This is a genomic window from Shewanella sp. GXUN23E, assembly GCF_050865035.1.
Taxonomy (GTDB): Bacteria; Pseudomonadota; Gammaproteobacteria; order Enterobacterales; family Shewanellaceae; genus Shewanella.
In genome coordinates, this window is sequence record NZ_JBOZWP010000027.1 from 61,135 (window position 1) to 74,497 (window position 13,363).

The 13,363-nt window shown below is 49.7% G+C and carries 12 protein-coding genes; 7 read left to right on the forward strand and 5 right to left on the reverse strand.

Annotation, left to right across the window (positions count from 1 at the left end; translation table 11 throughout):
• Positions 1-28: 28 nt before the first annotated feature.
• The 4 genes from atpD (at position 29) to ACRRUX_RS18725 (ending at position 5,683) form a co-directional block, all read left to right on the forward strand.
• On the forward strand, positions 29-1,417 hold the full coding sequence (atpD, locus tag ACRRUX_RS18710) for a F0F1 ATP synthase subunit beta (RefSeq protein ID WP_432533292.1): 1,389 nt from the start codon (positions 29-31) through the stop codon (positions 1,415-1,417).
• 34 nt (positions 1,418-1,451) lie between these two features.
• On the forward strand, positions 1,452-1,880 hold the full coding sequence (locus ACRRUX_RS18715; protein ID WP_432533295.1) for a F0F1 ATP synthase subunit epsilon: 429 nt from the start codon (positions 1,452-1,454) through the stop codon (positions 1,878-1,880).
• Positions 1,881-2,014: 134 nt separating this feature from the next.
• Complete coding sequence (gene glmU, locus ACRRUX_RS18720; protein ID WP_432533298.1) at positions 2,015-3,382, forward strand: bifunctional UDP-N-acetylglucosamine diphosphorylase/glucosamine-1-phosphate N-acetyltransferase GlmU; 1,368 nt, start codon at positions 2,015-2,017, stop codon at positions 3,380-3,382.
• A 186-nt stretch (positions 3,383-3,568) separates the two neighbouring features.
• On the forward strand, positions 3,569-5,683 hold the full coding sequence (locus ACRRUX_RS18725) for a TonB-dependent siderophore receptor (RefSeq protein ID WP_432533301.1): 2,115 nt from the start codon (positions 3,569-3,571) through the stop codon (positions 5,681-5,683).
• Between the two features lie 87 nt (positions 5,684-5,770).
• On the opposite strand, the gene ACRRUX_RS18730 is transcribed toward ACRRUX_RS18725, so the two are convergent.
• Entirely contained in the window at positions 5,771-6,277 is a 507-nt protein-coding gene (locus tag ACRRUX_RS18730) for a porin family protein (RefSeq protein WP_432533304.1), read from the reverse strand.
• A gap of 229 nt (positions 6,278-6,506) precedes the next feature.
• Between ACRRUX_RS18730 and ACRRUX_RS18735 the strand changes: the two genes are divergently transcribed.
• Entirely contained in the window at positions 6,507-7,277 is a 771-nt protein-coding gene (locus ACRRUX_RS18735) for a DeoR/GlpR family DNA-binding transcription regulator (RefSeq protein WP_432533307.1), read from the forward strand.
• An 84-nt stretch (positions 7,278-7,361) separates the two neighbouring features.
• The gene (gene glmS / locus ACRRUX_RS18740) at positions 7,362-9,191 is read left to right on the forward strand and encodes a glutamine--fructose-6-phosphate transaminase (isomerizing) (RefSeq protein ID WP_432533309.1); all 1,830 of its coding nucleotides are present in this window, start codon (positions 7,362-7,364) and stop codon (positions 9,189-9,191) included.
• A gap of 106 nt (positions 9,192-9,297) precedes the next feature.
• Here the strand turns inward: glmS and ACRRUX_RS18745 are convergent, their stop codons facing one another.
• The 4 genes from ACRRUX_RS18745 to ACRRUX_RS18760 form a co-directional block, all read right to left on the reverse strand.
• Positions 9,298-9,819 (reverse strand): protein tyrosine phosphatase family protein, encoded by a 522-nt coding sequence (locus ACRRUX_RS18745; protein WP_432533312.1) that lies wholly within the window; start codon positions 9,817-9,819, stop codon positions 9,298-9,300.
• Between the two features lie 112 nt (positions 9,820-9,931).
• Positions 9,932-10,129, reverse strand: coding sequence for a DUF2061 domain-containing protein (locus ACRRUX_RS18750; RefSeq protein ID WP_432533315.1), 198 nt, complete (start codon positions 10,127-10,129; stop codon positions 9,932-9,934).
• A gap of 194 nt (positions 10,130-10,323) precedes the next feature.
• Complete coding sequence (locus ACRRUX_RS18755; protein WP_432533318.1) at positions 10,324-11,250, reverse strand: 1,4-dihydroxy-2-naphthoyl-CoA synthase; 927 nt, start codon at positions 11,248-11,250, stop codon at positions 10,324-10,326.
• Positions 11,251-11,367: 117 nt separating this feature from the next.
• Positions 11,368-11,724, reverse strand: coding sequence for a hypothetical protein (locus tag ACRRUX_RS18760; RefSeq protein WP_432533321.1), 357 nt, complete (start codon positions 11,722-11,724; stop codon positions 11,368-11,370).
• Positions 11,725-11,814: 90 nt separating this feature from the next.
• On the opposite strand from ACRRUX_RS18760, the gene ccoG reads away from it, so the two are divergent.
• Positions 11,815-13,242, forward strand: a complete 1,428-nt coding sequence (gene ccoG / locus ACRRUX_RS18765; RefSeq protein ID WP_432533324.1) for a cytochrome c oxidase accessory protein CcoG — start codon at positions 11,815-11,817, stop codon at positions 13,240-13,242.
• Positions 13,243-13,363 lie beyond the last annotated feature (121 nt).

A 13,363-nucleotide genomic window follows, 5' to 3' on the forward strand; every position in this document is an offset into this window, starting at 1 on the left:
AACGAATACAAGTTTTAGAGGATTAATCATGAGCACAGGTACTGTTGTCCAAGTAATTGGCGCGGTTGTGGACGTAGAGTTTCCACATGATGCCGTACCTCAGGTATATGACGCTCTGAAGATCACAGGTGAAGGCGCCTGTAACGGCTTGGTGCTGGAAGTTCAGCAGCAGCTGGGTGGTGGTGTAGTTCGTACCATTGCCATGGGTTCTTCTGACGGTCTGCGTCGTGGTATCGAAGTGGAAAACACAGGTTCTGGGATTATGGTGCCAGTAGGCGCTGCAACCCTGGGCCGTATTATGAACGTATTGGGTGAGCCAGTAGACGAAGCGGGTCCAATCGGTGAAGAAGAGCGTTACATCATTCACCGTGCAGCCCCTTCCTATGAAGAGCAGTCCAACACTACTGAACTTTTGGAAACCGGTATCAAGGTTATCGACCTGGTATGTCCGTTTGCCAAGGGTGGTAAAGTAGGTCTGTTCGGTGGTGCGGGTGTTGGTAAGACAGTTAACATGATGGAACTGATCAACAACATCGCCAAGGCCCACTCTGGTCTGTCTGTATTTGCCGGTGTAGGTGAACGTACCCGTGAAGGTAACGACTTCTACTTCGAAATGCAGGAATCTGGCGTACTGGATAAAGTAGCCATGGTTTACGGCCAGATGAACGAGCCACCAGGTAACCGTCTGCGCGTTGCGTTGACCGGTCTGACCATGGCTGAAAAGTTCCGTGACGAAGGTAAAGACGTACTGTTGTTCGTGGACAACATCTACCGTTATACCCTGGCCGGTACTGAAGTATCCGCACTGCTGGGCCGTATGCCTTCTGCAGTAGGTTACCAGCCAACACTGGCTGAAGAGATGGGTGTTCTGCAGGAGCGTATTACTTCTACCAAGACTGGGTCTATTACCTCTGTTCAGGCAGTTTACGTACCAGCGGATGACTTGACTGACCCATCCCCGGCAACCACCTTCGCTCACTTGGATGCGACCGTGGTACTGTCCCGTCAAATCGCTTCTCTGGGTATTTACCCAGCGGTTGACCCTCTGGATTCCACCTCTCGTCAGCTGGATCCACAGGTTGTTGGCCAAGAGCACTATGACGTGGCAAACGGTGTTCAGACTGTACTGCAGCGCTACAAAGAGCTGAAAGATATCATTGCGATTCTGGGTATGGACGAACTGTCTGACGATGACAAGATGACTGTGTCTCGCGCGCGTAAAATCGAGCGTTTCCTGTCTCAGCCATTCTTCGTAGCAGAAGTCTTTACCGGTTCTCCAGGTAAGTATGTTTCTCTGAAAGACACTATCCGTGGCTTCAAGGGCATCCTGGAAGGCGAGTTCGACCACATCCCTGAGCAGGCATTCTATATGGCTGGCTCTATCGATGAAGTTATCGAGCGCGCTAACAAGAAATAATCAGGCTTTGGCTTGATTCTTTAAGGAGAACAGGATGGCAGCCATGACAGTACATCTTGATATCGTGAGTGCAGAAGGTCGCATCTTTTCCGGCTTGGTGGAAACCCTGCAGGTAACCGGTGCTGAAGGTGAACTGGGTATTTTGCCTGGTCACACCCCGCTGCTGACCCGTATCAAACCTGGCATGGTGCGTATCGTCAAACAACATGGCAAAGAAGAGTTGTTCTACCTGTCCGGCGGCATGCTGGAAGTACAACCTTCTTCTGTGGCTGTGTTGGCTGACGTGGTCGTGCGTGCCGAAGACATTGATGAAGCCAAGGCGATTGAAGCCAAGCGTCGTGCGGAGGCCGAAATGGCCAATGCCGGTGCCGACTTTGATTATGCCCTGGCGGCTGTTGAGCTGGCTCAGGCCCTGGCTCAGCTGCGTGTCGTTGAGACCATCAAGAAGAACATCAGCCGTTAAGCTGAATGTTGCTGTAAAAGGCGTCCTTTTGGACGCCTTTTTTGTATCTGAAAAAAGACTCAGGTCTATAGGCACACTGCATTTGCGCCGGATTTCCGTTACACTCTCGCCAGTCGTTTTTAAAGGATTTTGTTATGTCACTCAATGTCGTCATTCTTGCCGCCGGGAAAGGTACCCGGATGCATTCAGATTTGCCCAAGGTGCTGCATAAGATTGCTCACAAGAGCATGGTACAGCATGTGATTGATACCGCCCGCGCCATGGATGCCGTCCAGATCAATCTGGTGTATGGCTATGGTGGCGACACCTTAAAGCAGACCCTGGGCGAGCAACCGCTAAATTGGGTGCTGCAGGCTGAGCAGTTGGGCACCGGCCATGCTGTGGCTCAGGCCAGTGACAATATTAATGATGACGATACTGTGCTGGTGCTTTACGGCGATGTGCCGCTCATCCAGCAATCTACTCTGGATGCCCTGCTGGCAGCCAAACCGGAAAATGGCCTGGCGATTTTGACTGTGAGTCTGGATAACCCAACTGGCTATGGCCGTATTGAGCGTAACTGGGAAGGCAAGGTGATCGGCATTGTTGAGCAGAAAGATGCCAACGCTGAGCAACTGGCAATTAAAGAGATCAACACTGGTATCATGGCGCTGCCTGGTAAACAGCTGAAAACCTGGCTGGCCAACCTGTCCAATAACAATGCTCAGGGCGAATACTATCTGACAGATGTGATTGCCATGGCTCATGCAGAGGGTGTGGAAATTGCCACTGCGCAGCCGCAGTCTGCCATTGAAGTGGAAGGCGCCAACAATAGGGTACAGCTGGCTGCGCTGGAGCGTGCCTATCAGGCCCGTGAAGCCGAAAAGTTGATGCTTAACGGCGCAAACCTGCGGGACCCAGCCCGTATCGATATCCGTGGTGAGGTAACCGTGGGTATGGATGTGATGATCGATGTGAATGTAATTTTCGAAGGCAAGGTGGTACTGGGCAATAACGTCACCATTGGTGCCGGCGCCATTCTTAAAGACTGTACCATCGCCGATAACGCCGAAATTAAACCTTACACCATAGTGGAAAGTGCCACTTTGGCGCAGGACGCCAGTGCCGGTCCATTTGCCCGTTTACGTCCTGGTGCTGAGCTTAAAAAAGACGCTCATATCGGTAACTTTGTCGAGATGAAAAAGGCGGTGCTGGGCGAAGGCTCCAAGGCCGGTCACCTGGCGTATCTGGGCGATGCGCAGATCGGTAAGGGAGTGAATATCGGTGCCGGTACCATTACCTGTAACTATGATGGTGCCAACAAGCATCTGACAATAATCGAAGATGATGTCTTTGTGGGCAGTGATACTCAGCTGGTTGCCCCCGTGACCATCGGCAAGGGGGCAACCCTGGGGGCTGGCTCTACCATTACCCGCGATGTCGGTGCTGATGAACTGGTGATCACCCGGGTAAAACAACGCCATTTGCCAGGTTGGCAACGCCCGGTGAAAAAATCAAAATAACGAGACATTAATTGATAAAGCGGCCTGAGGGCCGCTTTTTTGTACCTGAACCTCAGCTGATTGGCATGCATTTAAAGTGATCTTGATCACTAATTTGTGACTTATTGATTAAAAGCAATTTAAATGCAAATCATTCTCAATTATATTGCGTGCAACTTCCACATTCAGACCATTCAGGGGTAGGAAATGGCTTTCAGGTTGTCCTGTATCGGACTTGCGGTGATCTCTTCAATCTCAGCCAATGCGGTATTTGCCGATGATGCTGTCAGCGCAGACAGTATCGAACGCATCAGTGTCATGGGGTATACCTTCAACGACTATAAAGTCAGTAATGCCACCGGCGCCATGCGGGGTGATATTGATTTGTTGGATACCCCTCAGTCAGTCACTGTCATTCCCGACTTTGTTACTGATGAACAGCTGGCCCGCAATCTGGCCGAAGTGCTGAGCAATGACTCTTCTGTCACTGCCGGCAGTGAGAAGTGGAATCGTCAGCAGTTTTCGATCCGGGGATTTGCACTGGATTCCGGCAATGGTTTCCTGGTGAATGGTCATCAGCACTGGTCTCACTACGTACAGCCTATTGAAACCCTTGAGCAGGTTGAAGTACTGAAGGGGCCTTCTTCCATGCTTTATGGTCAGTCCGGCCCGGGTGGTTTGGTTAATATGGTAACCAAAAAGCCTACATATGACTCTTTGTTTACTCTGGGATTAGATACCGATGAATACGGCTCTACCCGTTTCCAGATGGATGCCGGTGGTGCAGTTAATGATGCCGGTACCGTTCGTTACCGTACCATGCTGGTAAAACAGGATACTACCTACTGGACCGAGTATCACAACGGTGACAACAAAGAGCGCGACCGCCTGCTGACCTTCCTGGCGCTGGATATCGATTTAACTGACGATATGACTTTGTCGCTCAAATATGACAACACTGCCGACAATGCCGGTCTGGACTCAGGTGCCTGGTTATATAAGTCTGCCGACAAACGCGGTCAGCTGATTGGCGATAACAACAAGATCTGGGAACTGCCCTGGGCCTTTATCGACATTAACGTGCAAAACATAGGCGCTGACTTGCAGTGGCATATCAATGACAACTGGAAGATGAAAACTGGTTACAACCAGCAGATGTATGAGCGTCAGCGTTTTGGTTCATCACCAACCTATACTGAAACGCCTTACGAAACGGGATATAAAGTCAGGCCGTTCGATCGCCATGATGACTGGCAATACAAAACCGCTTACATGGATTTCATCGGTAATTTCAGCACAGTTAGCCTGGATCACCAATTCCTGATTGGCGGTAATTTCCTGGACTATTACTACCAGCAACAGGCCGAGTATGGTCAGTGGACCACGGTAATGCCGGGGCAGGTGATTGACCCGAATGTTAACTATCACAATGTGGCGCCCAAGCCTGCGTCTGAATATCACCACTATGGATTCTATATCCAGGATCTGGTGTCTTTGACTGAGAACTGGAAAGCATTGGCTGGTGTACGCTATGACGAACAAAAGAAAGAGGGGAATGGAAATAATGCCTATGCATTGTCACCCAAGTTTGGCGTGATCTATGAACCAACTGATTACGGCAGTATCTATGTGAACTACTCTAAAAGCTTTATGCCTCAGGGGGCGGTGAACAATATTGAAGACGCTAACCATAAGATGAATTTGAAGCCTGAGTACGGCACTCAGTATGAGATAGGTACCAAGTGGGAGCTGTTTGATGGCGGTCTGCTGATGACTGCGGCGCTGTTCGACATTACGGTTGAAAATCGTGTAATTACGCAAGATTTAGCTAACCCTGTCGGTGACGTTAATAAGATCACTACTCAGGATGGCGAGCAAAACCATAAAGGTTTTGAAATGGGGGCTCAGGGGCAACTGACTGACTCAGTATTTATTACCGGTTCGATGATGTATCTGGATGCCAAATATGAACATGATCCGGAGCTGGATGGTTTGACGCCCATCGATGCACCCAAGTGGTCTGCCAATATCTGGACCCGTTATGAAGTTACAGAGCAGTTGGCGCTGAACCTGGGCGCTCAATATGTGGGTGAGCGTTATGCCTCTGCTGATGCGACTCTGGGCAATGCTATTGTCAAAGATGCCTTTATCCGTGTAGACATGGGGGCCGCTTACACCTGGGATTTGCAGGGTACTGAAATGAACCTGCGCCTTAACGTGAAAAACCTGTTCGACACTGACTATATTGACGGCGGCAGCTATAAAGAAGTCACTATAGGCCAGGGACGTAATATCAGTCTGGCACTGGAAGCCAAGTTCTGATGTTGGTCAATTGATGTGCCAGGATATCAAAAAGCAGCTCTCGAGCTGCTTTTTGAGTATGACTGCCAATGCTTTTATTGGAGCGGCTTAGAAATAGTAATTGATGCCAAATGTAAATCCGTCGATGGTTCCGCCATCCTTGTCCAGATAATTGGTGTATTCGAGCTGCAGACTTACATTTTTATTGATGTTGTAACCAATCCCTGCCCCGTAAGAGAAGTCAGACTCCGAACCAGATACAGAATCATCCAGCAATGATGCGGTCAATTCACCCTCGGTGAAGCCAGCCAGGACATATGGATAAAAATCACCGGCTGGAATGCCTAACTTGAGGTATCCGCCATAATAGGTGTCCAGCTCGAATGTTACACCGCGCAAGCTGTCATCACCCACACCGATACCTGCCCGCGCCTCAATCGCAGCATACTCATTGAACCTGTATCCGCCAGTCACACTGATAGCACCAAGGGATAAATCTTTTTCCAACCCCTGTTGTGAGTAGTCCAGTGCTGAATAACTACCACCAATATATCCACTGGCGACAGCAAAAGGTGACGTAACTGCAATAGCAGTAGCGATAAGCGCGTTTTTCATAGTGCCTTCCTTGATAATTATTATTAAAACGACTCACCAACAGAGTCGTGTGGAACCATATCAATTTCAAAGCGAAACTAACGCGAACTTGTTAGCAGAATTGGTGTTATTGGTTACGCGGTCTGTGTGTTGATATCCAGGGGTATGTTTAGACGGTGTCCACAAGACTGGCATTCCTATTTCATTTCTATATAATTTGCTTTCGAAACGAAACTTGTGCGAAAGTTAGATGACCAAACGCAATACTCAACAACGTCGCCATGCCATTCTTAACCTGCTGAATGTACAGGGAGAAGTCAGTGTCGATGAACTGGTTGCCAAACTTGAAACTTCTGCGGTGACTATCCGTAAAGATTTGACTGCATTGGAGAAGAATGGACTGTTATTCCGTCGTCATGGCGGCGCCATTCCGGTTCCCCAGGACATCAGTCAGGGCGGATATCGTAAACAGTCTCCCAATAAGCAGAGTATTGCGGCTGCGGCGGCCAGACTGATTAGCGATCATAACCGCATTATTATCGACTCCGGCAGCACCACTATAGGTTTGATCCCTCATCTGAGTGATAAGCGGGGCCTATTGGTGATGACCAATTCGCTGCATCTGGCCAATGCCATTCAGGATTTGGAAAACGAGCCGACACTGTTGATGACAGGTGGTACCTGGGACCCGCACTCAGAGTCATTTCAGGGCAGAGTGGCCGAGCAGGTATTAAGAGCTTACAACTTCGATCAGTTGTTTATCGGTGCTGATGGGCTGGATTTGCAGCGTGGTACCACCACTTTCAATGAACTTACCGGTCTTAGTCAGGTGATGGCCGAAGTCTCCCGGGAAGTGGTAGTGATGCTGGAGTCCCAGAAGCTCGGGCGCATTATCCCCAATCTGGAACTGCCCTGGAGCAAGGTCAACTACCTTGTGACCGATGACAGAATTCCGGTTGAGGCCGCTGCGACCATTCGTGCTCAGGGTGTGGATGTGATCATCGCTCCCTACGCAGACTGAAAAATCAATTTGGGGATTGGGTAAGAACCGGATCCCGATGGCATTGCCATCAAATAGATTAAATATTTGAACAGGAAATGGATTATGTGTGGAATTGTTGGCGCTGTGGCGCAGCGTGATGTGGCTGAAATCCTGCTGGAAGGTTTGAAGCGACTGGAATACCGTGGTTACGACTCTGCCGGTGTGACCATTATTCATGAGGGGGAGCTCAAGCGTACCCGTCGTCTGGGTAAGGTACAGGAACTGGCTGTCGCGCTGGAACAGTCGCCGCTGCCGGGTGGAACCGGTATCGCCCACACCCGTTGGGCCACCCATGGCGAGCCCAGTGAGCGCAATGCCCATCCACATGTATCCGGTGGGGATATTGCCGTGGTCCACAATGGCATTATTGAAAATCACGCCAAATTGCGTGAGCAGCTGGTTGCGATGGGCTATGAATTCGCATCCGACACTGATACCGAAGTTATATGCCACCTGGTACACCACGAGCTGAAAACGGCAGGCACTTTGCTGGCAGCCGTTCAGGCTACCGTTAAGCAGCTGGAAGGTGCCTATGGCACAGTCGTCATCGATCGCCGTGACCCAGACCGTCTGGTTGTTGCCCGCAGTGGTAGCCCGCTGGTGATTGGTTATGGTCTGGGTGAGCACTTCGTGGCGTCAGATCAACTGGCACTGCTGCCGGTAACCCGTACCTTTGCTTATCTGGAAGAAGGTGATGTGGCCGAGGTGACCCGTCGCGAAGTAAATATCTTCGATATCGATGGCAATCCTGTGGTTCGTGAGAAGAAAGAGTCTGAAATCACCCATGATGCCGGCGACAAGGGTGAATACCGCCACTATATGCTGAAAGAGATCTACGAGCAGCCAATGGCGCTGGCCCGTACTCTGGAAGGTCGCATCGCTAACCAACAGGTGTTGGATACTGCCTTTGGCGACAATGCTGCAGAGTTCCTGAAAGATATCAAGCATGTGCAGATTATTGCCTGTGGTACCAGTTATCACGCCGGTATGGCTGCCCGTTACTGGCTGGAAGAGTGGGCCGGTGTGTCCTGTAACGTGGAGATTGCCTCCGAGTTCCGTTACCGCAAATCCCATCTGTTCCCGGGCAGCCTGCTGGTGACTATTTCCCAGTCCGGTGAAACCGCTGATACCCTGGCTGCGCTGCGTCTGGCCAAGGATATGGGCTACACGTCTACCCTGACTATCTGTAATGCGCCTGGTTCCTCTCTGGTGCGTGAGTCTGATATGGCGTACATGATGAAAGCCGGTGCCGAGATCGGTGTGGCCTCGACCAAAGCCTTTACCGTACAGCTGGCAGGCCTCTTGATGCTGACTGCTGTACTGGGCCGGTACAACAGCATGAGCGATGAGATGCAAAAAGCCATTTCTCAGTCACTGCAGTCAATGCCCGCCAAGGTAGAGCAGGCACTGGGGTTGGATGATGCTATTGCCGCTTTGGCTGAAGATTTTGCCGACAAACATCATGCGCTGTTCCTGGGCCGTGGCGATCAATACCCGATTGCCATGGAAGGTGCGCTGAAGCTGAAAGAGATCTCTTATATCCACGCTGAAGCTTATGCTTCCGGTGAGTTGAAGCATGGTCCGCTGGCGCTGATTGATGCCGATATGCCGGTCATTGTAGTTGCTCCCAACAACGAACTGCTGGAAAAACTCAAATCTAACGTCGAAGAAGTGCGTGCCCGCGGCGGATTGATGTATGTATTTGCGGACGTCGATGCTGAATTTGAATCGGACGACACCATGAAAGTGATCCCGGTGCCGCATTGTGATGAGTTTATGGCACCACTCATCTATACCATCCCGCTGCAGCTGCTGTCTTACCATGTGGCACTGATCAAAGGTACTGATGTAGACCAGCCTCGTAACCTCGCCAAATCAGTGACTGTGGAATAAGCTGTCAGAGACTGACATAAAGAAAGGCCGCCGTCATATCATGTGACGGCGGCCTTGTTGTATCTGTGACTCTGCACTGCTGGACTCAGCAGTAGTATCGTTCAGATTACTGCTGCGCAGCCTGATACTCAGCGATCAACTTTTGCCATTGGGGATATTGAACCAGTTCGTCTCCCCACGGTGCCATGACCTGCGCCATATCAGGAGATTGTCCACGATGCAGTTGATACAGGTAGGCAAAGGCTGAGGCTCGATAGTTAGCCAGACAGTGCAGCAGAATGTCCTTGTTGCTATTGGCATCCATTATCTGGAAAAAAGCCCGCAAATCAGCCTGAGTAGGGTTTTGCCAATCCACCGGAATATAGACATATTCCATCCCGGCTTGGTTAACCAGCTCAGCTTCATTTTGGTATTCAGTATTGCTGCTGTCCGGCATCAGATTGATCACCATATCAACGCCTGCGTCGCTTAACTGTTTAAATTGCGAGGCAGATGGCAGACCGGCGGTAACCAGTTGCGGAGAGTTGGCCTGAAACGCCTTAATCTGCGCCAACTCAGGGAGCTGGCTTATATCCGCCAGTGCGAAGGGAGAACATAACATCAGCATGGCAAAGGTGAGTTTTTTCATGGAAGGACTCTGTGAGTGAATGACATGCTGTAAGATAGGTAACCCTACCCTGAGTTCAATTGAGTGAGCGGAATTTCAGCCCTGCTCACATTTCGCTGAGTCCTATGATGCTTTATACCGCAATGAGTTGCGTAGCCTTACGTTGCTCGACTTTTTTCCAGACCTTTTCATGAAAGTAAAAGGCTACGGTATTGATGGCGGGTTCAATCAGGGCGATGGCACTGCCGATAACAATACTGCCTGTCAGTGCGTAGGTGACGCTGAATGCCACAGTAAAATGCAAAATTGCGAAAGTCATTGTCTTCAACATGGTGCCATCCTCGTTAATTTGATTTGCAAATGATAATCAATGTCATTTAACTAAGCTAACAGGATTTTGCAATAGCGGTAATCGGCAAATCGCCAATATGTGGTTTGCTGGTGGGGAAAAGAAAACCGCCCTGTCACCTGGCTGGGTACAGAGCGGTCTTTTGGACGTGGGATGTCATTCCTGTTGGCTTGAGCTCAGTAATGCCATGGGAATCTGGAGAAATCCTGATCCCGCTTTTCCAGGAAGGCGTCACGGCCTTCCTGTGCTTCATCCGTACCATAGGCCAGACGAGTCGCTTCACCGGCAAACAGTTGCTGACCTACCAGACCATCATCCGGCAGGTTGAAGCCATATTTCAGCATGCGCATCGCTGTGGGGGATTTGGAGTTTATCTCTTTGGCCCAGCGCAGTGCTTCGACTTCCAGCTCTGCATGAGGCACTGATTTGTTTACCATGCCCATATCGAAGGCTTCATCGGCACTGTAATTGAAACCACAGAAGAAGATTTCCCGGGCGCGCTTCTGACCTATCATCTTGGCCAGATAAGCACTGCCATAGCCAGAGTCGAAGCTGGCAACATCCGGATCAGTCTGCTTAAAGATGGCGTGCTCTTTAGAGGCCAGAGTCAGATCGCACACTACGTGCAGGCTGTGACCGCCACCGACAGCCCAGCCTGGGACCACGGCAATAACCACTTTGGGCATAAAGCGGATAAGACGCTGAACTTCGAGAATATGCAGACGCCCCATCCTGGCGATATCGGCAGTACCGGCTTCTGCTCCTTCATACTTGTAGCCGTCTTTACCACGGATACGCTGATCGCCACCGGACGAGAAAGACCATTGGCCTTTGGCGGACGGACCATTGCCTGTCAGCAGCACACAACCTACATCTGACCACTGACGGGCGTGATCCAGGGCGATATACAATTCATCTACTGTTTTGGGGCGGAACGCATTCAGGCAATCCGGACGGTCGATGGCGATGCGCACCGTGCCCTGATCTTTGGCTCTGTGGTAAGTGATATCTTCAAAGTTGAATCCAGGAACCTGTTCCCACAGGGATGGGTCGAATATATCGGAAACCTGGTGGCCGGTGGCCTGGGAAGCTTGCTCAGTCATGGTTTGCCTAGCCTTGCATTATGATAATCGTCAAAGGCTAGGCTTAATTGCCGGCAGGGTCAATTGTCTGAACGCAAAGCTTTGCTGTGAATGGCAAATGCCTGGTATAGCTTTTGTTCAGTCAGGCAATAAATCACATAAGGCGCGGGTATTCTCTCTGCTGAAAACCGGATGAGACGGGACAGACTCTGTGCAGAAATTGTCTTTAAAGTCCGAGATTGTCTCCCGGCTACTGGTGATTAACTCCAATTCGGCCTGCTCTGCCTTGTTCATACGTTTACGAAAATTAGCCCGAATATCGCCAAGTTGGTTATCCACCCGGGTAATTTGGGTGCTGGTCATGTTCTTTACCTTATTCTCAAACGCCTGATACTGGGTTTGTGCTTCAGTTTTCTGCTCATTGAAAATATCGGTGTTGTTATAGAGATAATAAATCCCACCGGCGAGAATCCCCAATATTAGCCATCCCTTCATAATTTGATCCAATCAGGTGAACTCTGTTTACATTGATGGCTATAATAAGACAGTTTTTGAACATTATTAAAGTGGTTAAGGCTGTCATTTATGAGTGCAGACCCAGAGAATAAAATCCCACCCAAGGCTCAGCGGATTAAAATCCACCAACCAGACGCGGGCAAGGCAGACAGATTCAATCCCAGCAACAGTATTTATGTAAGATCGGTAGAGGGATACTGGACGACTTTGCGCCGGCGTATGGGGTGGGTCGCGATGTTATTTTTCCTGCTGTTGCCCTGGCTTCCCTGGGGAGATAGACAGGCTGTATGGTTTAATCTCTCAGAGCAGAAATTCCATATATTTGGACTGACAATCTGGCCGCAGGATCTCACTTTGTTGGCTGTGGTATTCATGATTGCAGCTTTCGCACTGTTTTTTGTCACCACCTACTTGGGACGTGTCTGGTGTGGTTATACCTGTCCTCAAACCGTCTGGACTTTTATCTTTATCTGGGTAGAGGAAAAACTGGAAGGAGCCCGCAATAAACGCATCAAGCTGGACCAGTCTCCCTGGGACTTCAACAAAATCTGGCGTAAAACAGCCAAACATCTGATTTGGCTTGTCATTGCCTGGGTCACTTCAATGACCTTTGTGTCCTATTTTGTACCTACTGCAGAATTGTACCGGGAGTTCTTCACCCTGAATGCCAGCGGTGGGGTGTATTTCTGGGTATGTTTCTTTACCTTGGCGACCTATGGCAATGCGGGCTGGATGCGGGAAATTATGTGTGTTCACATGTGCCCCTATGCCAGATTCCAGTCTGCCATGTTTGACCGTAACACTTATATAGTGGGGTACGATGCCAAACGTGGTGAAACCCGTGGGCCCCGCTCCCGTAAAGCCGATCCTAAAGAAATGGGATTGGGCGATTGCATCGATTGTGATTTGTGTGTGCAGGTATGCCCAACAGGAATCGACATTCGTAATGGTCTGCAATACGAATGTATTAACTGCGGCGCCTGTATTGATGCCTGTGATCAGACCATGGACCGCATGGGTTATGCCAAGGGGCTTATCAGCTATACCACTGAGAATAAGCTGGATGGTAAACAGGAAAAAGTTATGCGCCCCAAGCTGGTGGGCTATGGTGTGGTTTTGACGACCATGATACTGGTGCTCATCTATGCTATTTCCGCGGTATCTCCTCTAAGGATTGATGTTATTCGTGATCGAAACCAGCTGTATCGTGAAAATATCGATGGTTTTATCGAGAACACCTTCACGCTGAAGATCCTCAATAAGACAGAGCTGCCACATGAATATCGGTTATCGGTAGCGGGCTTGAGTGATTATCAGTGGATTGGTCCTGAAACGGTCACTATTGCCGGAGGTGAAGTTTATACCTTGCCAATCAGCATTGCGGTTGATCCCTATTATCTGAAGCGCCCAATTACGGATATCGAGATTATTGTTAAATCTGATTCCGGAGATCAGCCTATAGAAGTATCTCAGGAATCCCGCTTCTTCAGCCGATAATTGTCTTTCAACAATATATCCAATCAATAAAAAGGGGCTAAAAGCCCCTTTTTTCATCGATTGGTGCGTTTTTTATTCGAACGTTCGGTTTTTCTATGAATTTCTCAAATTCCCTCTTGCG

What these genes read in the sequence shown, in the direction of transcription:
- ACRRUX_RS18725 (WP_432533301.1), top strand. Translation starts at nt 3,569, where the DNA reads ATGGCTTTCAGGTTGTCCTGTATCGGACTTGCGGTGATCTCTTCAATC.
- atpD (WP_432533292.1), top strand. Translation starts at nt 29, where the DNA reads ATGAGCACAGGTACTGTTGTCCAAGTAATTGGCGCGGTTGTGGACGTA.
- ACRRUX_RS18735 (WP_432533307.1), top strand. Translation starts at nt 6,507, where the DNA reads ATGACCAAACGCAATACTCAACAACGTCGCCATGCCATTCTTAACCTG.
- glmS (WP_432533309.1), top strand. Translation starts at nt 7,362, where the DNA reads ATGTGTGGAATTGTTGGCGCTGTGGCGCAGCGTGATGTGGCTGAAATC.
- ACRRUX_RS18715 (WP_432533295.1), top strand. Translation starts at nt 1,452, where the DNA reads ATGGCAGCCATGACAGTACATCTTGATATCGTGAGTGCAGAAGGTCGC.
- ACRRUX_RS18730 (WP_432533304.1), bottom strand. Translation starts at nt 6,277, where the DNA reads ATGAAAAACGCGCTTATCGCTACTGCTATTGCAGTTACGTCACCTTTT.
- ACRRUX_RS18760 (WP_432533321.1), bottom strand. Translation starts at nt 11,724, where the DNA reads ATGAAGGGATGGCTAATATTGGGGATTCTCGCCGGTGGGATTTATTAT.
- ACRRUX_RS18750 (WP_432533315.1), bottom strand. Translation starts at nt 10,129, where the DNA reads ATGTTGAAGACAATGACTTTCGCAATTTTGCATTTTACTGTGGCATTC.
- ACRRUX_RS18755 (WP_432533318.1), bottom strand. Translation starts at nt 11,250, where the DNA reads ATGACTGAGCAAGCTTCCCAGGCCACCGGCCACCAGGTTTCCGATATA.
- glmU (WP_432533298.1), top strand. Translation starts at nt 2,015, where the DNA reads ATGTCACTCAATGTCGTCATTCTTGCCGCCGGGAAAGGTACCCGGATG.
- ccoG (WP_432533324.1), top strand. Translation starts at nt 11,815, where the DNA reads ATGAGTGCAGACCCAGAGAATAAAATCCCACCCAAGGCTCAGCGGATT.
- ACRRUX_RS18745 (WP_432533312.1), bottom strand. Translation starts at nt 9,819, where the DNA reads ATGAAAAAACTCACCTTTGCCATGCTGATGTTATGTTCTCCCTTCGCA.